The sequence below is a fragment of the Streptomyces sp. CA-210063 genome, from assembly GCF_024612015.1.
Taxonomy (GTDB): domain Bacteria; phylum Actinomycetota; class Actinomycetes; order Streptomycetales; family Streptomycetaceae; genus Streptomyces.
Window position 1 is genome coordinate 10,425,111 of the sequence record NZ_CP102512.1, and the last position, 20,083, is coordinate 10,445,193.

Annotated in this window: 13 protein-coding genes; 4 read left to right on the top strand and 9 right to left on the bottom strand. The window is 70.8% G+C overall.

Features of this window, described 5'->3' with window-relative positions:
* Positions 1 to 52: 52 nt before the first annotated feature.
* From JIX56_RS45450 to JIX56_RS45460, 3 genes are read right to left on the bottom strand one after another with little or no spacing between them, the layout of a single operon-like run.
* Positions 53 to 1,270, bottom strand: coding sequence for an NAD(P)/FAD-dependent oxidoreductase (locus JIX56_RS45450; protein WP_257550033.1), 1,218 nt, complete (start codon positions 1,268 to 1,270; stop codon positions 53 to 55).
* The gene (locus JIX56_RS45455; protein ID WP_257550035.1) at positions 1,267 to 2,706 is read right to left on the bottom strand and encodes an MFS transporter; all 1,440 of its coding nucleotides are present in this window, start codon (positions 2,704 to 2,706) and stop codon (positions 1,267 to 1,269) included. The genes JIX56_RS45450 and JIX56_RS45455 overlap by 4 nt, the downstream gene beginning before the upstream one ends.
* Positions 2,703 to 4,337, bottom strand: a complete 1,635-nt coding sequence (locus tag JIX56_RS45460) for an AMP-binding protein (RefSeq protein WP_257550037.1) — start codon at positions 4,335 to 4,337, stop codon at positions 2,703 to 2,705. Before JIX56_RS45460 ends, JIX56_RS45455 begins: the two co-directional genes overlap by 4 nt.
* Positions 4,338 to 4,647: 310 nt before the next feature.
* Here JIX56_RS45460 and JIX56_RS45465 point away from each other — a divergent pair, with 310 nt between their 5' ends.
* The gene (locus JIX56_RS45465; protein ID WP_257550039.1) at positions 4,648 to 5,535 is read left to right on the top strand and encodes an ATP-grasp domain-containing protein; all 888 of its coding nucleotides are present in this window, start codon (positions 4,648 to 4,650) and stop codon (positions 5,533 to 5,535) included.
* A 48-nt stretch (positions 5,536 to 5,583) separates the two neighbouring features.
* Positions 5,584 to 6,681 carry an aldo/keto reductase gene (locus tag JIX56_RS45470; protein WP_257550041.1) on the top strand — a complete coding sequence of 366 codons (1,098 nt, stop codon included), beginning with the start codon at positions 5,584 to 5,586 and terminating at the stop codon, positions 6,679 to 6,681.
* A gap of 10 nt (positions 6,682 to 6,691) precedes the next feature.
* Here the strand turns inward: JIX56_RS45470 and JIX56_RS45475 are convergent, their stop codons facing one another.
* The 6 genes from JIX56_RS45475 to JIX56_RS45500 form a co-directional block, all read right to left on the bottom strand.
* Positions 6,692 to 7,618 (bottom strand): GNAT family N-acetyltransferase, encoded by a 927-nt coding sequence (locus JIX56_RS45475; protein ID WP_257550042.1) that lies wholly within the window; start codon positions 7,616 to 7,618, stop codon positions 6,692 to 6,694.
* 12 nt (positions 7,619 to 7,630) lie between these two features.
* On the bottom strand, positions 7,631 to 8,503 hold the full coding sequence (locus JIX56_RS45480) for a DUF6202 family protein (protein WP_257550044.1): 873 nt from the start codon (positions 8,501 to 8,503) through the stop codon (positions 7,631 to 7,633).
* 63 nt (positions 8,504 to 8,566) lie between these two features.
* Positions 8,567 to 9,715: a DUF6421 family protein gene (locus JIX56_RS45485; RefSeq protein WP_257550046.1), complete on the bottom strand. Its 1,149-nt coding sequence runs from the start codon at positions 9,713 to 9,715 to the stop codon at positions 8,567 to 8,569.
* Positions 9,716 to 9,778: 63 nt separating this feature from the next.
* Positions 9,779 to 10,516, bottom strand: a complete 738-nt coding sequence (locus JIX56_RS45490; protein WP_257550048.1) for a thioesterase II family protein — start codon at positions 10,514 to 10,516, stop codon at positions 9,779 to 9,781.
* Positions 10,513 to 12,351: a non-ribosomal peptide synthetase gene (locus JIX56_RS45495; RefSeq protein ID WP_257550050.1), complete on the bottom strand. Its 1,839-nt coding sequence runs from the start codon at positions 12,349 to 12,351 to the stop codon at positions 10,513 to 10,515. Before JIX56_RS45495 ends, JIX56_RS45490 begins: the two co-directional genes overlap by 4 nt.
* A gap of 276 nt (positions 12,352 to 12,627) precedes the next feature.
* On the bottom strand, positions 12,628 to 15,660 hold the full coding sequence (locus JIX56_RS45500) for a type I polyketide synthase (protein WP_306819921.1): 3,033 nt from the start codon (positions 15,658 to 15,660) through the stop codon (positions 12,628 to 12,630).
* Positions 15,661 to 15,804: 144 nt separating this feature from the next.
* Here JIX56_RS45500 and JIX56_RS45505 point away from each other — a divergent pair, with 144 nt between their 5' ends.
* Together JIX56_RS45505 and JIX56_RS45510 are read left to right on the top strand one after the other, a co-directional pair.
* Positions 15,805 to 18,837 (top strand): amino acid adenylation domain-containing protein, encoded by a 3,033-nt coding sequence (locus JIX56_RS45505; RefSeq protein WP_257550052.1) that lies wholly within the window; start codon positions 15,805 to 15,807, stop codon positions 18,835 to 18,837.
* A complete protein-coding gene (locus JIX56_RS45510) occupies positions 18,834 to 20,021 on the top strand; it encodes a cytochrome P450 (protein WP_257550054.1) in 1,188 nt (395 codons plus the stop codon). Before JIX56_RS45505 ends, JIX56_RS45510 begins: the two co-directional genes overlap by 4 nt.
* Positions 20,022 to 20,083 lie beyond the last annotated feature (62 nt).

The window sequence follows — 20,083 nt, forward strand, 5'->3', positions numbered from 1 at the left end:
CCGAGCTCTCTGCTGATGCTGATGGGGGATGGGGGCGCCAGAGGGGTGGCTGTCACGACCGGCCGGCGCGGGCAGGGGTGACGCCCGCGACGGCCGTGGTGAGCCCGGGTGGTGGCTCGTTCCCCGCGATGAGCGCGGCGAGCAGCGCGCCCGCCGCGGGGGCTGTCTGGATCCCGTAGCCGCCGAGACCGGCGAGCCAGCAGAAGCCGGCCGCGTCCGGATCGGGGCCGATGACGGGGGTGTCGTCGGGCGTCGAGGTGCGCAGCCCGGCCCAGGCGCGGCGGATGTGCCGTACCGGCAGCTCCACCACCGCCCGGAACCGGTCGAGGGCCAGCGCCACGTCGCGGTCGTCGGGCCGTACGTCACCGGGCGGGGCAGGGGTGGCATCGGCGGGAGAGAGAAGCAGGCCGCCTGACTCCGGGCGGGCGTAGAACGTGTCCGCCACGTCGGAGATCATCGGCCAGTGCGCGACGTCGGCCGCCGACCCGCCCGGCAGGCCCTCGTTCCCCGGGTGCCGCGAGTGGTCGCGGCCGCCTGTGTCGCCGGAGCGGCCCTCCGGCGCCCGGTCCGCCGGCACGGTGGCGAGCGCCGCCGTACGCCGGTACGACACCAGGCCCCTGGGGGCGACGCCGGCCGACCCCGCCACCTGATCGGCCCAGGCGCCCGCCGCGTCGACCACCACCGGCGCGGCGAACTCCCCGGCCGACGTGGCCGCGTACCACTGTCCGTGACGACGGGTCAGAGCGAGCACCCGGGCACCGGTCACGACACTCCCGCCCGCTGCCCGCACGCCGCGCAGAAAGCCCTGGAGGACGGCGTCCGTGTCGATGTCGCGGGCACCCGGCTTGTACAGCGCGCGGTCGAAGGCGCCGGGCCGCAGTGCCGGGCACAGGGCGAGCGCCTGGTCGCGGTCCACCTCGACCACCGGCTGCGGGGCGCTCGCGCCCGAGGCCTTCGCGGCATCGAACTCCCGGCCGGTGTCCGGGGTCCCGAGGGCGAGGACGCCACGCGGCCGCAGCAGCTCCGCGACGGGGGAGAATCCCGCCGGGGGTCTCTCGAAGAAGGCGCGGGAAGCCACAGTCAGCGCCCGTACCACGGTGTTCCCGTAGTACTCGGAGAAGAGCGCGGCCGACCGCCCCGTCGCGTGCGTGCCCGGAGTCCGCTCGGCCTCCAGCAGCGTCACCCGGGCGCCGGACCGGCCGAGGAAGTACCCGGCCGCGGCGCCCGCGATGCCACCCCCGACGACCAGCACGTCCGACAAGCCGCTCACCGTCCCTTCCTGGGCAGGGTCACGGCCGCCACGCACAGCGCCAGCAGGGTGAGGCCGGCCGCCACGGCGAACCCCCGGGCCACCCCCGTGGACAGTCCCGCCCCGGCCTCGCCGGACACGGCGTCCCCGGACGACCACGCGACCGCGCCGAGCACCGCAAGCCCGGTCGCGCCGCCGATCTGCCGGGCCATGCTGAGCAGCCCGGAAGCCGCTCCCGAGTCCTCGTCGGCGACCTTGGAGAGCGCGGCCAGGGTCAGCGGCACGCCGGTGACGCCCAGACCCGCGTACGTCAGCACGGTAGGCACCAGCATCCCGGTGGTGTAGCCGCCCGACTCGCCGATCCTCGCCAGCCACAGGATCCCGGCGGTGGCCGTCAGCAGGCCGCCGCAGACCAGCGCGCGGGTGCCGAAGAGCGCCAGGAGCGGGGAGCCGGCCTTGGCCCCGATGACGAGCAGGCAGGTCAGCGGGAGGTAGACGAGCGCGGTGCGCAGCGGGCTGTAGTCCCAGACCTGCTGCAGGAAGAGGGTGAGGAAGAAGAAGATGCCGAACATGGCCGTGCCGATCAGCGCCGTCACGGTGTACGTGCCGAAACGGGTGCGGTCGGTGAACAGCCACAGCGGAACCAGCGGTTGGGCGCTGCGCCGCTCGATCACCACGAACGCGGGCAGCAGCAGGGCCGCCGCACCCAGCGCGGCCAGCACCAGGGCGGAGGACCAGTTGCCGCCCCCCGAGGCGCCGTCGATCAGCCCGTAGCACAGGAGCAGCGCGGCGAGGGTGCCGGTCACCGCGCCCAGGACGTCGAACGCGCCGCGTGTGCGGGGCGTTTCGCGCAGCACCCCGGCGCCGACGGCGAGGATCGCCACGCCGAGCGGGACGTTGACGAACATCACCCAGCGCCAGGACAGGTACACCGTGATCAGCCCGCCCGCCAGCAGCCCCACGCCGCCGCCCGCCGTGGCCACGGCCGTGTACCAGCCCACGGCCCGGTTGCGCCGCGGCCCCTCCGGAAAGGTCACCGCGATCAGCGACAGCGCGGCGGGCGAGGCCGCGGCGGCGCCCACTCCCTGCGCCGTGCGGCAGACGGTCAGCAGCCACGCCTCGGTGGCGAACCCGCCGAACAGCGACGCGGCGGTGAAGACCGCCACGCCGGTCATGAACAGACGCCGCCTGCCGAGGATGTCCCCCGCCCGGCCGCCCAGCATCAGCAGCCCGCCGAAGGCGATCGAGTACGAGGCCACGACCCATTCCAGGTCCGAGCCGTCCAGGCGCAGCGACTCCTGGATGTCTGGCAGCGCCACATTGACGATGGTCGCGTCCAGCAGGAACATCAGCTGCGCCGCCGAGATCACCGCGAGCGCGACCGACCGCCGCCGACTGCCGTTGTCCTCCTGCGGGGACGTGGAGGTGTCGCCGGCGGTCCGCTCGGACGCCGTCATCGGCGGGCGGCGTATTCGATCTCGAGACGTTCGCGCAGGGGGTGCCGCAGCACCTTGCCCAGCGAGTTCTTGGGCAGTTCCCAGACGAACTGGACCCGGTCGGGCCAGAGCACCTTCGCCATCCGCTCGTCCGCGAGATGGCCGTGCAGCGTTTCCAGGGTGGGCGGCTCGCCCTCCGGCACGACGACGGCACAGACCAACTCGGTGCCGGGGACGTGCGGGTCCGGGTAGCCGACGAGCGCGACCTCCTTGACGGCCGGGTGCCGGGTCAGGACGGACTCGACCTCCAGGGTGGAGACCTTCTGGCCGCTGCCGCGGGTGATCTGGTCGACGCTGCGGCCGACGATCCGGATGCCGCCCCGGCCGTCGTCACGGGCCAGGTCGCTGGTGTCGAACCAGCCGTCCTCGTCGAGACAGGCCTCGTAGACCTCGCGCTGGCCGAGATACCCCAGACACTGCGAAGCCCCGCGCACCAACAGCCGGCCGGCGTCGCGGCCCGCCTCGACGGCGATGCGCAGCTCCATCCAGGGCTCCGCGCGGCCGTCGCTGCGGCCCGCCCAGCCCTCCGGGTCGTCGTCCCGGGTCACGGTGACGGCCCCGTTCTCGGTCATGCCCCACAGGGCGCGCACCGGGATGTCGAAGACCTCGCGCACCTGGGCGATCAACTGCGGCTGGATGGGGGCGGAGCCGGACACGATCTGCGCCACGCTGGAGGTGTCGCGCGGCTCCTTGCGCTGGGCGTCCAGCAGGTCGACGAGGTACGCCGGAGAGGCGTAGGCCCAGGTGACACGGTGGGCGGCGACGATATCGAGAAGCAGTTCCATGTCCCGGTTGGCCTCCTGCATCACACAGGTGGCGTGCAGGAGCAGCGGCATGTAGCAGGCGTAGGTCAGCCCGGCCATGTGCGTGGCGAAGTTGGGGATGGAGATGACGTCGTCCCCGTCGAGCCGGTGCGGCACGGAGACCGCGAGCACGGCCGCGTGCAGGGTGTTCTGGCTGTGCACGACGCCCTTCATCCGGCCGGTGGTGCCGGAGGTGTAGAGCAGCAGTGCCGGATCGTCGGGGCCCAACTGCCGCGCCGTATCGACGTCGTGCCGCTCCTCCCACGGCGTACGGACGAAGAACTCGTCGAAGTCGAGGGCGCCGGTGGCGGCGGCGTCGCCCACCACGACCCGGTGGGCGAGGGACGCGGGGGCCGCCTCGGCCAGCCGGGCGCCGTAGTCGATGTCGTTGAAGCCGTCGACCGTGACGCAGATCCGCGCGGCGCTCTCCTGAAGCACCAGGGCCAGTTCACGGACGTCCAGCGCGGGGATCACCGGGCAGGCGACGGCCCCCACCCGGTGGCAGGCCAGGTACAGGGGTGTCAGGATCCAGCGGTTCGGCAGGTAGAAGGCGACCACGTCACCGCGCACGACGCCGAGTTCGGCGAGCGCGGCGGCGAACCGCTCGACCAGAACGGCCAGTTCGGCATAGCTCACCACCTTGGTGAGCTCGCGCCCCTCGTACGCGATGACGGCGGGATGCTCCGCTTTGGTGCGGGCTGCTTCGGCCAGGTCGGCCAGAAACGTTTCCTCTCGCCACCAGCCGGCCGCCCGGTATTTCGCGGCCGTCTCGGGTTCCGGAATAACCAACGTGTCCCATTTACCCACTGAAGCGCCCCCGCTCTTCGTACTTCCAGCTTGATACTCGAGCACGAATCCAGTGGCCGAGCCTAGAGGATGAAGGAAGAGCGCGGTAGGCGGAACGAGGAAATCCGATTCTGTTTATCAGACGCACGGTGCCCTCACTTTTCGTTCAAAAGCGTGTGCAGTGTCCCCAATTGAGGTGATCGGCGTTCAATGCGCGTAAGCCATAAACCACTTGACAGACAGAGGCGGCGAGAGTGAGGCTGCGACGGCGTCCGCTCTGTCCACGGCAATGCGCGAGAGCTCTGGAGGCACGGTGAAAGTAGGCCTGCTCGGCTGGGACTATTCGGGAATCGATCCCGACGGCATAAGCCTGGTGGAGTACGGCCGGGAGCGCGGGCATGAAATGTCGTTCTTCACACTCGAGGAGATCGCCTATCGCCCCGACCCGTCCGGCGTGGCACTCACCCTCGGTGGGGAGCCCGCGGAGGCCTTCGACGCCGTCATCAACCGCTCCAAGCTGTACGGCGACGACTGGCAGGACCGCGTCGAACGGCTGACCATGCTCAGCAACGTGCCCGGCCTGCGGCTCTTCGACCCGGCTGACGTCTGGGTGACGGGATACAGCAAGTTCCTGATGGCCCAGCGGCTGGCCGCCGCCGGACTGCCCGTGCCGCCCATCCGCTCGGCGACCTCGCTCGCGGACGTCGAGGAGGCCTGCCAGGAGTGGGGCGAGGTCATCCTCAAGCCCTCCTTCGGCTATCGCGGCACCGACGTGGAACGCGTCGCCGACTTCGCGGCCGACAAGGCCGTCGCCGAGGAGTTGCTGTCCCGCTATCCGACCCTGGTCTGCCAGCGCTTCTATCCGACGTCGGGCGGCGAGTACCGGATCACGGTCGCGGGGGAGGCCACCCCGATCAACATGCTCAAGCTTCCGGCGCCGGGCTCCTGGCGCTGCAAGACGATGGAGGGCGCGACCTTCGAGCGGTTCGAGGCTCCCGACGAACTCGTCGAGCTGTCGCTGCGCGCCACCCGGGCCATGGGCATCACGCTGGCCGGCCTCGACATCCTTCCCGCCCCGGACGGCTATGTGATCCTCGAAGTGAATCCGGTCCCCGGCTACCTCTCCATGCTGGGCAGGGAGCAGCACCGCGAGGTGCTGGGCGGTGTCTTCGACTGGGTCGAGGCGAAGACCTCCGCCTAGCTGTCTCCATCCCCACCGGCCCAGTACTCGCCAGCACTCAGGAGAGCCATGCGCTACATGACCTTCGGCCGGAACACCGGGCTGCGTGTGTCGGAGTTCGCACTCGGTACGGCCAACTTCGGCGCGGGCGTCGGGGCACATCCCGAGGCCGCCGGACTGATGTGGGCCAGACGGGGTGACGGCGCCGGGGGCGAGGACGCCCGCAAGGTCTTCGACCGGTTCGCGGAGGCGGGCGGCACCTTCATCGACACCGCCGACTGCTACCAGTTCGGCGAGTCGGAGAAGCTGCTGGGCGAGTTCCTCGCCGCCGACCGCGACCACTTCGTCCTGTCGTCGAAGTTCACCAACAGCGACTCCTCCCGTCCGGGCATCTCCAACACCGGCAACAGCCGCAAGAACATGATCCGGTCCGTCGAGTCCAGCCTGAAACGCCTGAGGACCGATCACATCGACCTGTACTGGGCCCACTTCCCCGACACGCTCACCCCCGCCGAGGAGATCCTGACCGCCGTCGACCAGCTCGTGCGCAGCGGCAAGATCCTCTACGCCGGTCTCTCCAACTTCCCCGCCTGGCGCGTCTCCCGGGCCGTGACGATCGCGGAACTCCGCGGCTGGGCCCCCGTCATCGGCATCCAGACGGAGTACAACCTGGTCAACCGCACCGGCGAACGCGAACTGCTGCCCATGGCGGAGTCGCTCGGCCTCGGTGCGGCCCTGTGGTCACCGCTGGGCGGCGGACTCCTCACCGGCAAGTACCGGCGTACGGAGGCGGGCTGGGTCAGCGACGAGAACCGCCGCCACCCGCGCAATGACACCGATCAGATCGAGGCGGTCGTCACCACCGTCCTCGCCGTGGCCGAGGAGACCGGACTCTCGGCGCTCCAGGTGGCGCTGTCCTGGCTGCGCGGCCGCGCGGCGCGGTCGACCACCGCGTTCGTGCCGGTCATCGGCCCGCGCAACGAGGCCCAGCTCGAGGAGTACCTCACGTCCCTCGATGTCACGCTCACGGAAGAGCAACTGGCACGGCTGGACGCGGTGAGCGCCGTCGAGCTGGGCAGCCCGCACGAGATCGGCCGTCTCGTACGGGACTCCCTGATCGGCGGGGATCCCGACCGGATGGTCGCGCCGGTCGTGCCCGTGGCCTGAGGCGCCGGGGTCAGTCCGTCCACGCCGGATGGTGATGGACGGTCGTCGGCTCCAGGAACGGCGCGGTGTACAGCTGCGCCTGAGCCGCCTCCATCGGTTTCTCGCTGATCAGATGCGCCGCGAGCCGACGCCCGGCGTACCCGAGGATGAGGGTCGGATCGCTGAGGGCCTTCAGACGCAGGACGAGATCGGCCTCGTCGGCGGCCTGGGGATCGGCGCACTCGTGTGAGGGAACCGCGCGGAACCCCAGCCCCGTCTTGAATCGGAGCAGTCCCGGCTGGGTCAGATGGCCCATCAGATTCGGCTCGTTTCCCAGCGTCGCCCGGGTATACCCCCTGGCCCGGGCCGCCCGCAGCATGGAGAAGTAGAGGACGCGGGGAAGACTGGACCGCCGGTAGGCCGCGCTCACCGCGGAGAACCGGAGCACCAGCGTGTTCACCGCCGGGCATTCGAGCGCGAGGCAGCCGCCGACCAGCTCCTCCCCGTCGTACGCGAAGACCCCGAAGAACTTCCGCGGCCCGTGCAGGACGGCGTCCCGGTGGTCGAGCGCGAACGGGACGCCGAACCGCATCTCGGCCACCCGCTCCTGGTAGAGCGCCAGGAACCGGTCGAGCGTGGCCGGTGACACCGGGTCCTCGATCGTCTCGCGCACACCGGCCGCGGCCGCCTGGCGTTGAGCGCGCCGGACGGTCTGGCGCGCCGAGCGGTCGAGGCCCGCCAGGAAGCCGTCCTCGTCCGCGCCCAGCTCGGCCACCCAGGTCAGGAGGGACGGCTTGCGGATGAACCCCCGGCGCGCGAGTTCGTCCCAGGTCCCGGCCGGGGGATTTTGCAGTCTGACGACGTCGATGTACTGATCCGTTCTGGCCCAGGGTTCCTCGGCCAGTTCCGCGGCTTCGATCAGGGCGAGTGCCAGGCCGTAGCGGTCCACGATCTCCATGAGCCGGGCAGGTCAGGCACCCGCGCCGACGGATGCCGCCGCCCCTGAGGACCCGGCGGATTCCGACGGGACGCCGGTGAGGCAGTCCGCGAAGCATGCGAGAGCGCGGGACCAGTTATCGGAGTACTCCCTGACCAGGACGAGGAACTCGGCAGCCTGCGCCGGGTCCGTGACCACCGAGGTCATACCGGTCTCGTCGTCGCTGACCTGCGCCGCGTGCACGGTCTCCGCCTTGATGTGGGAGTCGATCCAGGCGAACTGGTCGTTCTCGCCGAAGACCCGCTCTCCCTCCACCGAGACCTTCGCGTACAGGCGCCGGAAGGCCACAGCGATGTCCAGCGCGATGGTCTCCACCACCCGGAGCTGGATCGCCGCCCCGAGCGGGGAGCTCGCGAGCCGGTCCATGTTCGCCAGCAGGTCGGTGATGCCCTCGGGCAGCTTCGCCGCCGCCCGCAGGTCGTCCTCTCCCAGTCGTGCCGCCAGCGGAGCGACGATGGTGTCCTCCCACCACACGTAGTGGATGCCGGCCGGACCGCGCGGCGCCACGGCCCGGAACTCCGGGGCCGCGTTGTCCAGGTCGTCACCGATCACCCGGTAGACCGTCTGGAAGGCGCCCAGGATGTCGTGCGTCGGCGCGTCCTGCGCCGAGAACACCCGGGCCATCTCGCCCATTCCGGCGAGGGTGCTGAACATGAAGCTCTTCGTCATCGACCGCCACCACACCCCTATGGCGAGCGCGGCCTGCGGGGAGACCGATTCGACGGTGCGTGCGGTGCCGAAGAAAGTGTTGTCCGCCCGCCGCAGTCGCGCCCTGTCGATCTCCTTGTCCACCCGCTCGTCGAGTTCGGTCCGGTCGGCGTGGGAGAACTCGGTTGCAGCAGTCACGATCACTCCAGAGAAGTGTGAGTATGACGAAATTCGCTGAATGGGGAGATTCGCCGCCGGGCGCTAGACGCCCAGTCGTTCTTTCACGTCGGCGAAGAACGGGAGGTAGCGGTAGTCGCGGGCCACGGGATCGTAATGCGTGTACCGGTTGGTGAAATCCAGCAGCCGCTGACGGACGGCGGCGACCGGCTCCTCGTGGATCTTGCGCTCGATGTCCTGGATCGCGCCGAGGAACCGCGCCAGGACCACCGGGATGTCCGGGCTCAGCTCGATCACGCCGTCGGCCACCCGGATGCCGTCGTGCTCGCTCAGGTACCCGAAGAGCAGCTGAGAGGCGACGGCGTCGTAGTTGGGCCGTGGGATGCCCTCGACGGCGTAGCGCAGCAGCCGCTCGGCGAGGATGTACTCGTACGCGGTCCGCGCCTGCTCACGGGGGAGCTTGGCGTCGTTCAGCAGGACCAGCATGGCGGAGACGTCCACGCGCAGCTCTTCGAGTCCTGCCAAGGGTTTGTACTTCTTGGCCGACAGGAATTCGGGAATCGGCATGTCGCCCTGCCGGTGGTGGTATTCGTGCAGTCTCACCCACCAGGAAGAGGCCTGCTCCACTTGCTTGTCCGTCGCTCCCTGAATGAGCGGGAAGCTTCCCTCGGCCATCACCGCGTCGATCATCTTCCGGGTGATCCGGTTGTGCCGCTCGACGAACTTGTCGATGAAGTAGAAGATGAGATCGTCCGGATCCTGAATTCCGTCGAAGTGGTTCTCCGGGAAGAGCGCCACCACCGCACGGGACGCGAACCCGTCGGACTGCCCCGTGATGGTGACCGGAGCGGTGTTGCTGGCGTACCGCTCGGCGAGGTGCGGATCGGTGGGCAGGACCTCGTAGGTGAGGTAGTCGAGAGACAGGGACGGAAAGTACGAGGCGTCGAACAACGAGAAGATGTGGTTGTCCCGACGGCTGTTGATGTGGTACTTCGTGGCCCGCAGCCTGGATCCGGGAGTGAAGGTGCGGAGGTCCTCGAGAAAGGCCTGGACTATCGGCTGCCGCCGTAAGTGGTCGGACCCTTCGATCCGGCGGGCCAACTCCTTGAGGGTCTCCGCCTCACGGAACGAGGAACGTCGGCCGAGCTCTCCCCGTAATTCGTTGACTTCCGCGAACACCGAGCCCATGTCGATGTCGATCAACAAATGCCCCTCCCCGTCAACTCCGGGCACGCTATCACGCCTTGATGTTCAGATCTTTGCGTTTTCCAGCATTGCTTTGACCCATCTCTCCATTCAGCGGGAACCGGGTCGCGGGTCCGAGAGAGTTTTACGCAGGAGGGAGTAGGGCGGTTCGGCGATGAGGTAGAAATGGTTCCCGGAAACGCCGACCTCCTGGACGGGCGCCGTGCTCAACTCGCTCCACGGGCGGCGGTCCGCGTCGTCGTCCTGGTCGCCGACGATGGTGGTCACGGGACACGTGAGCAACGGCTCGGGCGCCATGTCGTAGTCGTGGAACATGCGACCGTCGGCGATCAGATAGGGCAGGACCACCTCCTGGAAGATCGGGTCGGCCGCCATCTCCGCGTCGGTGCCGCCCATCCTGACCAGGTCCTCGAGTAGCTGGTCGGGGTCGTCCTCGGCGACCAGGCCGGTGGGCAGCGGGGCGTCACGGGAGCCCGAAGCGAACAGGTGCTCGATGTCGATGCCCCGGCGCTGCAGCGCGCGTGCCGTCTCCAGGGCTATGGGAGCGCCCAGGCTGTGTCCGAAGAAGGCGAGGGGGAGATCCGCCAGCGGTTCGAGCGCGTCGGCGATGTCGGCGGCGAGCCGGACGAGGTCGTGCGGAGGTTCCTCGTCGAACCGGTCGGCGCGCCCCGGGTACTGGACGGCGTGGACCTCCACCTCGGTCAGAGACTGACCCCAGGAACGGTAGAAGCCGGCCGACCCGCCGGCGTGCGGAAAGCACACCAGACGCACCCGCGCCTCGGGCCGGGCGGTGTCGCGCGCCAGCCAGCGCGAGGCGTGCGCGGTCACTGGCGGGCTCCCTTCCGCGCGCGCTGCTGGCGAAGCCTGGCCGTACGGGCCCTGCGGGCAGCCTCGGCGGAGGAGGACGGCACGGTGTCCTCCCCCTGCTCGCGTGTGGCGCGGATGAGCGCGGCCTGTGCTGCCACGGTGGTTTCCTGGAACAGGGCGACGACCGACGGCCGCAGCCCGCAGTGCTGCTCCAGGGCATCCTGCAACGTGAACATGGCCAGCGAATTGCCGCCGAGATCGAAGAAGTTGACGTCCAGCGGCACCGTGGCCACGCCGAGCACCTCCGCCCAGGCGGCGGTCACCTGGGCGGTGAGCGCGTCGACTGCGGGGGGCACGGCCGAGGGCCGGGCGGCGAGCGGCTCCGCGGCGAGCGTGCGCAGCAGCGCGCGGTCGAGTTTGCCGTTGAGGCTGCGCGGCAGTTCCGGCAGGACGCGCAGTTCGCCGGGCACCATCACGGGCGGCAGCTTCTCCGCGAGGGCGCGGCGCAGCGCGATCGGGTCCGTGCCCTCCCGCGAGGCGACGAAGCCGATCAGGCCCGATCCCCGTGCGTCGGGCAGGACGACCGCCTCCTCGACGCCTTCCAGCGGGCGCAGCGTCGACTCGACCGCACCGAGTTCCACGCGGTGGCCGCGGACCTTGATCTGGTCGTCCTTGCGGCCGACGAAGTCCAGCCGGTGGTCCGCGTTCCGGCGCACGATGTCACCGGTCCGGTACATGCGCGCGTCGGGCTCGACGGCGAAGGGGTCGTCGAGGAAGACCGCGGCCGTGGCCTCGGGACGGCCGAAGTAACCACGCGTCACCCCGGGCCCGCCGATGAACAACTCGCCCTCCGCGCCCGGAGGCACGGGCTGGAACTCGTCGTCGAGGACGTAGAGCCGGGCGCCGGGGATCGGGCCGCCGATGCTGACCGGCTCGACGCCGACGAAGCGGTGGAAGGTGGCCCACACGGTCGTCTCGGTCGGACCGTACTCGTTGATCAGGTCCACTCCGGGGGAGTGGGCCGCGAAATGTCGGTCGACCAGCGACTGCGGCAGGGCCTCGCCCGCCACGATCACCTGCCGCAGGGAGGCCAGCGCAGCGTTGCCGACGCGTTCGGCGGCGTCGAGCAGCAGCCGGTACAGAGTGGGCACGCACAGGATGCGGTTCACGCGATGGCGGCTGATGAGGGACACCAGCCGATCGGGGTCACGCAGGTCGTCGGCGGACGCCACGACCAGGCAGCCGCCCGCCTGGAGGGTCCCCCATATCCCGGCGACCGACGAGTCGAAGGCCAGCGGTGACGTCAGGAGGAAGGTCGGGTTCCCCGGGTGGACCATGAGGCGGGCCCGGGTCGAGGCGGCGAGATTGCGGTGCTCGACGATGACGCCCTTGGGCTCGCCCGTGCTGCCCGAGGTGTAGATGAGGTAGGCCGGATCCGCCGGGCCGACCGCGGTCGCGAAGGAGTCGTAGGTCGCGGCGTCCGGTTCCTCGCCGGGGACGTTCGAGACCGTCACGACGGGCACCTGGGAGCCGGCCACCCGATGCCGCGTGTGTGCCGTCGTCATGACGGCCTTCACCTGTGCGTCGTGGAGGATCGTGGCGACACGGGCATCCGGCTGGGCCGGATCGATGGGCACATAGGCGGCGCCCGCGCCGAGGACGCCGAGGACGGACGCGATCATCGCGGCGGAGGGCTCCGTGAGGAGGGCGACGCGGTCACCGGCGCCCACCCCGGCTGCGGCGAGGCGGTGGGACAACTGCCGGGACCAGGAGATCAGCTCACCGTAGGTGACGGCGATGTCGGCGCAGCGCACGGCGACCGCCGCGGGTTGGTCGGCGGCCAGGCGGGCCACCACTTCGTGTGCGGGAACGAGCGTGTCTTCCGGCAGTGGTTCGCCGATTGCCGAGGCGGTTCGCCCGGACGGAGAGGAATTCACGGATGGTAAGGACGACATGAGAAAAGCACCCCGTTTACCGCGTCGTGGTGGTGTGATCCTAGGAGGGCGGATTGATTTACGCAATGGATCAGTGCGAGCGGTCCGTCCCATGCGCTCCCAACGGAAGCGGAATTAAGTAATCCGTACCGCGAGGGCACGATAGAACCCTATTTGCCGACTGAAGAGGGCTGCTGATTAACGGTCATTTTTTTCCTGCTTGTCCGCCTCGTCCCGGATCCGGCGGACCACCGCGATATGGCCGTTCAACGTACGTCGGGCCAGCATTTCGCGCACGGGGACACGGATGCCGAACTCGCTGTTCACCCTGCGGATCAGCCGGGTGATCAGCAGGGAGTCCCCGCCCTCGGCGAAGAAGTCGGCGGCCGCCGGGAAATCGTCCCGGCCGAGCAGTTCCGCCCAGATCCGTGTCACTCCCTCCGCCGGGTCGACCGGAGCCGTGCTGTCGGGTTCCGGCTCCTGGCTCCGCTGCTCCGGCAGTGGCGTGACGACCGGAGAGCGGCTCGGGTCCGTCGCGGGCGAGGCGAGCGCTTCCGGGGCCACCGAGCGCGGTCCCGAGAACGGGTAGCCGGGCAGCCTGGCCCTACGGCCGCCGCCGGTCAGCCCGTCCGGCGCGATCGGTTGTCCCACGGCCCACAGTGCGCCGACGCCACCCAGCGCGGCGGCCCCCGGCGCGTCCCTGCCCTGGTCCAGAGCGACCACGGGGAAACCGGCCGCCTCAGCCATCGGTGACAGGGGCCGCCCCGGACCGATCTCCACGGTCAGGGCGCCCGGCACATGTTCGGCCAGCGAGTCGAGGGCGGCGCCGAACAGCACGGACTGCCGTACCTGAGTGACGAACATGTCGCGCGGCAGGGCGGTACCGGCCGCGACGACCCGACCGGACACGTTGAGCGCGATCGGCAGGGCCGGCGGCCGGAGCCCGATCCGCGCCATCGCCTCGGTGAGCGCGGGCAGCGCGGGCTCGATCAGACGGGAGTGGCCCGCGTGGGTGTAGCGCAGGCGCCGTACGAAACAGGTGTCGCCGACGCGCCGCAGGTATTCCTCCACCTCATCGACCGGCCCTCCCAGCACGCAGGAGTCCGGGCCGTTGACCGCGGCCACGTCGAGGTCGAGACCCCACTCCTCGGCGAGAGCGAGGGCCTGCTTCACCTCCGCCCCGATGGCCAGCATCGCGCCCTCCGGGCAGTCCTGCATGGCCCGGCCGCGCGCCGCGATGAACGTGGCCGCATCCTCCAGGCCGAAGACTCCGGCGACGGCGGCCGCGGTGATCTCGCCGGAACTGTGTCCGCACACCGCGGCCGGCCGGACCCCCAGGTCCATGAGTGCGGTCGCCGCCGCGTGGCCGACGGCGAAGAGAGACGGCTGCGCCAGTCCGGGCCGGTTCAGCTCGTCGGCGGGGAAGTCCGGGTCGAACAGCGCCTGCCGGATCCGCTCCGCCAGCGGAGAGACGAACGCCGCGAGGCACCGGTCGAGCGCCCGGCGGAACCCGGGGAGCACGGTGAAGGGCTCGGCCATGGCCGGCCGTTGAGTGCCCCCGCCGGGGAAGAGGAAGACCACCGGGGCGGGGCCCGTCACCGGCGCGGTGCCCCGGGACACCCCGGACCGGCCGGCGAGGCGTTCGGCGACCTCGGCGCTCGTCCGACCCGTGACCGCGAGGCGTTCACCCAGGACCGGGCGGCCGTTGACCAGGGTGCCGCAGACTTCGCCGAGATCCGGGTCGTGGGTCCTGAGGTGGACGGCCAGAGCGTCGGCCACGCGGTCGAGTGCCTCGGGATCCGCCGCCGACAGGAGCACCAGGCGCTCGCGCGGCGCCCGCATCTCGGGGGCGGGAGCGGGAGCGTGGGCGTGGGCGGGAGCGGTCGGCTCGCGAGGCGGCGCCTGCTCGATCACGACATGCGCGTTGGTGCCGCCGATACCGAACGCGCTCACCCCGGCGCGTCGCGGACGCTCCCCGGCCCAGGGGACGGCCTCGGTGGGTATGTACAGGGGGCAGTTCTCGGTCTCCAACAGGGGATTGCGCGCGGTGAACCCCGCGACGGGCGGGATCACACCGCTGCGCACCACCAGCAGGGCCCTGATCAGCGCGGCGACTCCCGCGGCGGCGTCCAGGTGGCCGATGCTGGCCTTCAAGGCGCCCACCGCCACACTGCCCTGCCCGGCTCCCGCCCTGCGCAGCGCGGAGCCGGCCGCCGTCCACTCGATCGGGTCCCCGATGCGGGTGCCGGTGCCGTGGGCCTCCAGATAGCCGATCGACCCGCCGTCGACCTCGGCCGCGCTCAGCGCCGCGCCGATGACCCGCTCCTGCCCCGCGGCGGACGGTGCGTAGTAACCGGCCTTGGTGTTCCCGTCGTTGTTGATCGCGGAGCCCAGGATGACGCCGTACGGCACGGGGTCGTCCTCGGTGATGTCCGACAGGCGGCGCAGCACCACGGCACCCGCGCCGGACCCGGCGATCACCCCGTCCGCGTGCCGGTCGAACGGGCGGCACGCACCCGTGGCGGACAGCACGCCGCCCGGCTGGTGCAGATGACCCGCCTGCGGGTATCCGAAACCGGCCCCCACCACGAGGGCCTGGTCGCAGTCGCCGCTGAGCAGCGCCTGCACCGCCAGGTGTACGGCAACCAGTGAGGAGGAGCAGGCCGTCTGCACGGCGAACGCGGGTCCGGTCAGACCGAGTTTGTAGGCCACGCGGCTCGCCATGAAGTCCGGCTCGGTACCGTGGATCACGTCGTCCAGCAGGCCCGGATCGAGGTGTCCGCCGCGGACCATCGCACGCATGTAGCCGCTGCCCGTCATGGACGCGTAGACGCTGGTCACCAGCGTGTCGTCCCGGGGCGGAATCCCCGCGTCCGCAAGGGCGTTCCAGGCCACCTCCAGCATCCAGCGATGCTGAGGGTCCATGAGTTCGGCCTCGCGCCCCCGGATCTGGAAGAAGTCGTGGTCGAAGCGGTCCCAGTCGTCGAGATGGCCGCGTACGGGCACGTAGTCCGGGTCGGCCGCCAACGCGGCGGGCACTCCGGCCGCGACCAGCTCCTCCCGCGTGTATCTCCTGCTGTGCACGCTGCCGTGGAGCTGGGAATCCCACCAGTCGTCGATTCCGCGGGGGCCCGGTAACCGCGCTGCCATACCCGTGACCGCGACGTCCAAGGAGCGATCCCGACTCGTCACAACGTCCCCCATCATGCCGTTGGAAATCGGATATTCCATCTCATGCTGCGCTGATGCCGTGTCGCCCCGTGATCATATTCATGATGAAGTCGGGCTCAACCCCTTTTCGAGAAAAGGAGGTTGGCAGGAAACGATCAGACATGGCAACGTCATACGCTCCTGATTGCGAAGGGAGTCGACGAGTTGCAGTCGAATGAATCACCGGGGGAGGGACTGCATGACGTCTTCGCCGCACAGGCGCGCGCTCAGCCGCGCCGCACAGCCCTGATTGCTCGGTACACCCGGATGTCGTACGGTGAATTGGACGCCCGCGCCGAGGAATTAGCCGACCGGCTCGCCGCCGCCGGTGTCGAACAGGGTCATGTGGTGCCGATCCTGATGCCACGCTCCGTCGACCTGGTCGTCACTCTGCTGGCCGTTCTCAAACTCGGCGCCGCATACGCGCTGCTCGATCCGGACTGGCCGCTCACCCGTCTCGACGCGGTGGTCGGACAACTCCGGCCACCCCTCGTCGTCGCCCGACCGGGCACGAGGGCGGAGCTGCCCGCGCCGCTGTGGACAGCGGCCGAGGACGACACGGGGGAAGGCCCCGCACGCGCCGCGGTGACGGTACGGGGCTCCGACGCGTGCTGTGTGTTCTTCACCTCGGGCACCACGGGACGGCCCAAAGGAGTGAGCACCCCGCACCGGGCGACGGCACGGCTCTTCCGGCCCGGCACCTTCACGCGTTTCGACCGGGACACGGTGATCCCCCTCGCGGCGGCGCTGCCGTGGGACGCGTTCTCCCTCGAACTCTGGGCCGCGCTGTACAACGGCGGCACCGGCGTCCTGATCGACGAGCCCTTCCTGACGGCCGAGGCCCTGCGTACGATGGTCACCGACCACGGAGTGAACACGGCCTGGCTGACCAGCAGCCTGTTCAACCTGATCGTCGACGAGGACCTGACGGCGATGAGCGGCCTGTCCCAGGTCATGGTCGGCGGTGAACGCCTGTCCGCGCGGCACGTCGGCCGCTTCCTCGACCGGTTCCCCGACACGGCCCTGATCAACGGCTACGGTCCCGTCGAGAACACGGTGTTCACCACCACGCACCACATCACCGCCGCCGACTGCGCCCGCCCCGGCGGCATCCCGCTGGGGCGAGCGGTGCCCGGAACCTCCGTCTTCGTCCTCCAGGGCAACCGCCCCTGCGCGGCCGGGGAACCGGGCGAGATCTGCGTCGCGGGCGACGGCCTGGCCCACGGCTACCTCGGAGAACCGGCCCTCACCGCCGAGAAGTTCACGCAGGTCGACATCGACGGTGAGCAGGTCCGGCTGTACCGCACCGGAGACATGGGCGTCCGCGACGAGAACGGGATCGTCGAGTTCCGCGGGCGGATCGACCGGCAGGTGAAGATCCGGGGCAACCGCGTCGAACCGGCCGAGGTGGAGCGGCAGATCGTGCGCCTGGTCCCGGACGTCGCCGACTGCCGGGTGGTCCCTCGCTGGAACGAACTCGACGGCGTCTTCGACCTGGTGGCCTTCTGCGTGCCGACCCGGACCGGCGGAGCACCGCCGGAGGTACCGGCGATCCTCGCCCGCCATCTGCCCGCCTACCAACGCCCCGTCGACGTCGCCTTCGTCGACTCCTTCCCCCTGACCGACAGAGGCAAGCTGGACGATCGGGCCCTGCTGGCGAGCCTGCCCGAGGCGCCGGTCGAGAGCCACCAGGGCCCCATCGGCGACCCGCTCGTCCGCATGGTGGCCGAGGTCTTCGCCGCCGTGCTGGGCAGACCGGCCGTGCCACCGCACACGTCCTTCTTCGAGTGGGGAGGCTCCTCACTCCAGGCCGCCCGTGCCTGCGCGCGTATCGGCAAGCGGGCGGGGCGGCCGGTTCCCCTGTCGAGCCTGTACGAGCACACGTCGGCCGAACGCCTCGGATCCTGGCTGCGGTCGGCGCCCGGCACGAACGCCGTACCGCCGCCGACCGGTGACATCCCGCTGACCGCCATGGAGTTGGTCTTCCTCACCCGTCATCTGACGACGCCGCAGGACCGGTCGGCGTACTGCCTGATGACGTGGCACCTGGACGGCCGGCTCGACCAGGACGCCCTGGAGGCGGCCGTCGCCCGCGTCCACGAGCGGCACCAGCTGCTGCGCACGGCCTTCCGAGCGGATCCCCGGCCCCATGCCGAGGTCACCGACGTCTCCGCCCCGCCCCTGGAACTCCTGGACGCCCGGCCGACCGTCGACGAGGCGGTCCTCGCGCTGCGCCGGCTCTTCGACGAGCCCCTGGAACCTCAGGACGCCGACCTGTGGCGCACCGCGCTGGTGCCGGTGACCGAAGGGGGCGGCTGGCTGTTCGGGGTGCTGGTTCACCACATCGTCTTCGACGGCCGGTCGGAATCCGTCCTGGCGCGTGACCTGTCCGACGCCTACGCCGGACGGGAGCCGCGAACCGCCCCGCCCACCCTGGCCGAGCGGGCCCGGCTGACGACGGCGGCCACGGCCGCGACGGACTCGGCGGGGCGGACACAGCGGGTACGGGAGGAGTTCCAGGACGTGCCCCAGATCCGCTGGCCCGGACGGCCCGGCCCCGGGGAGACGGGCACGGGGCATCTCGACCTGTCCGTTCCCAAGGCCGTCACGGCGTGTCTCGACGCACGGGGCGCGGCGCTCGGAGCGAGCCGGTTCGTGGTGGTCCTGTCGGCCTGGGCGGACGCCATGGCCGCGGTCTGCGGGCAGCGGGACTTCGCGGTGGGCGTGCCCGTCGCCGAGCGCACCGTCCCGGAACTGGAGCAGGCCGTCGGCTGCCTGATCAACATGGTGCCGGTGCGCCTGCGCGGTCACGCGGTGGGCGGTGGCGAGGACGGCATCCGCGAGACCGGGAGAGCGATCCACCGGGCCTTCGGCCGCAGCGATGTCCCCTTCACGGCCGTCGCGCAGGGCGTCGGGACGGCGACGCCCGGGCGGCCGCCGGTGTTCCAGTCCCTTTTCGCCCTCCAGGACAACGCCCCGCCCCGGCTCGACCTGCCCGGTGTCGTCGCCGCGCATCTGCGCCAGCCGTACGCCGACCTGCCGTTGGAGCTGCACCTCGAGGTATGGCCGGACGAGGACGGCGTGCTCGACGTGGTGCTCTCGTTCCGGCGTGACGCCGTCGCTGCGGCCACCGCGCAGAAGCTGCTCGACGGTTTCCACGACCGTCTTGCCCTGATCGCCGAGGGAGCCCCGTCATGACCGTCATCGCCTTCACCCCTGCCGACGTCGTCGACCCGGATCTGCACGCCTCCGGCGAGGTGCACGAGCTGTGGTCCTGGATGAGACACCACGCCCCGGTCCACTGGCACGAACCGGGCGCCCTGCCGGGCTTCTGGTCGCTCACCCGGTACGAGGACATACGGGACGTGTACCAGAACCCGGCCGTCTTCAGTTCGGCGCAGGGTGTCCTGCTGCGGCCGACGGATCTGGGGCAGGATCCCGGCAGCGGTCTGACCATGGCCCTGACCGATCCGCCCAGGCACCGCGCCCTGCGCGGGCAGGTGGCCGACCGGTTCAGCGAACGGTGCGCCCGTTCCCTGGCGGGCGAGATGCGCGCCGAGATCCGCTCCGTGGTGACGCGTGCCGTCGAGTCGGGCACCTGCGACGTGGTCCACGACATCGGAGCCCGGCTCTCCAGCCACAACATCGGCAGGTTGCTCGGTGTGCCGCCGGAGGACCGCGAGCGGCTTCTGGCGTGGACCACGGAGGCGTTCGAGTCCGGCAAACCCCTCACCAGCCACCTCCCGCTGATGCGCTATTTCATCGACATGATGTACGCGCGGATGGAGCGGCCCGCGGACGACGCGATGGGCATGTTCGTCGACAACGAGGTGCAGGGGGAGCTGCTGACCGAGACCGAGATCCTGCTGGGCTGCGAGAACCTCGTCGGAGCGTCGGAGAACGCGGGCCTGTCGATGGCCTCGGGGATCCTCGCCCTCGCCGCCCATCCGCAGCAGTGGCAGCGGCTGGTGCGGGAGCGGGACGGCGAACTGTCGAGGACCGCGGCGGAGGAGGTGCTGCGGTGGACGAGCAGCGCCACGCACAGCATGCGGACGGCCACGGCGGACACCGTCATCCACGGTCGGCGCATCGCCGCCGGGGACCGGGTCGTGCTGTGGATCCCCTCGGCCAACCGGGACGAGTCGGTGTTCACGGAACCCGAACGGTTCGACCTCGGCCGGCGGCCCAACCGCCATCTGGCCCTGGGTACCGGCGAGCACGTCTGCATCGGGAGCACCATGGCCCGCCACCAGATGCGGATGCTCCTGGAGACGCTCGCGGAGTTGGTCACCGTCATCGAACCGGCCGGAGACGTGGAGCCGCTGCGTTCGATCACGGTGAACGGACCGGCACACGCCACTGTGCGCCTCGTCGCCCGCTGAGCGATGTGATCCGGCCCTCCCGGGCGGCATCCGGCACAGAGGCTGAGCTGTTTCCTCGGGCG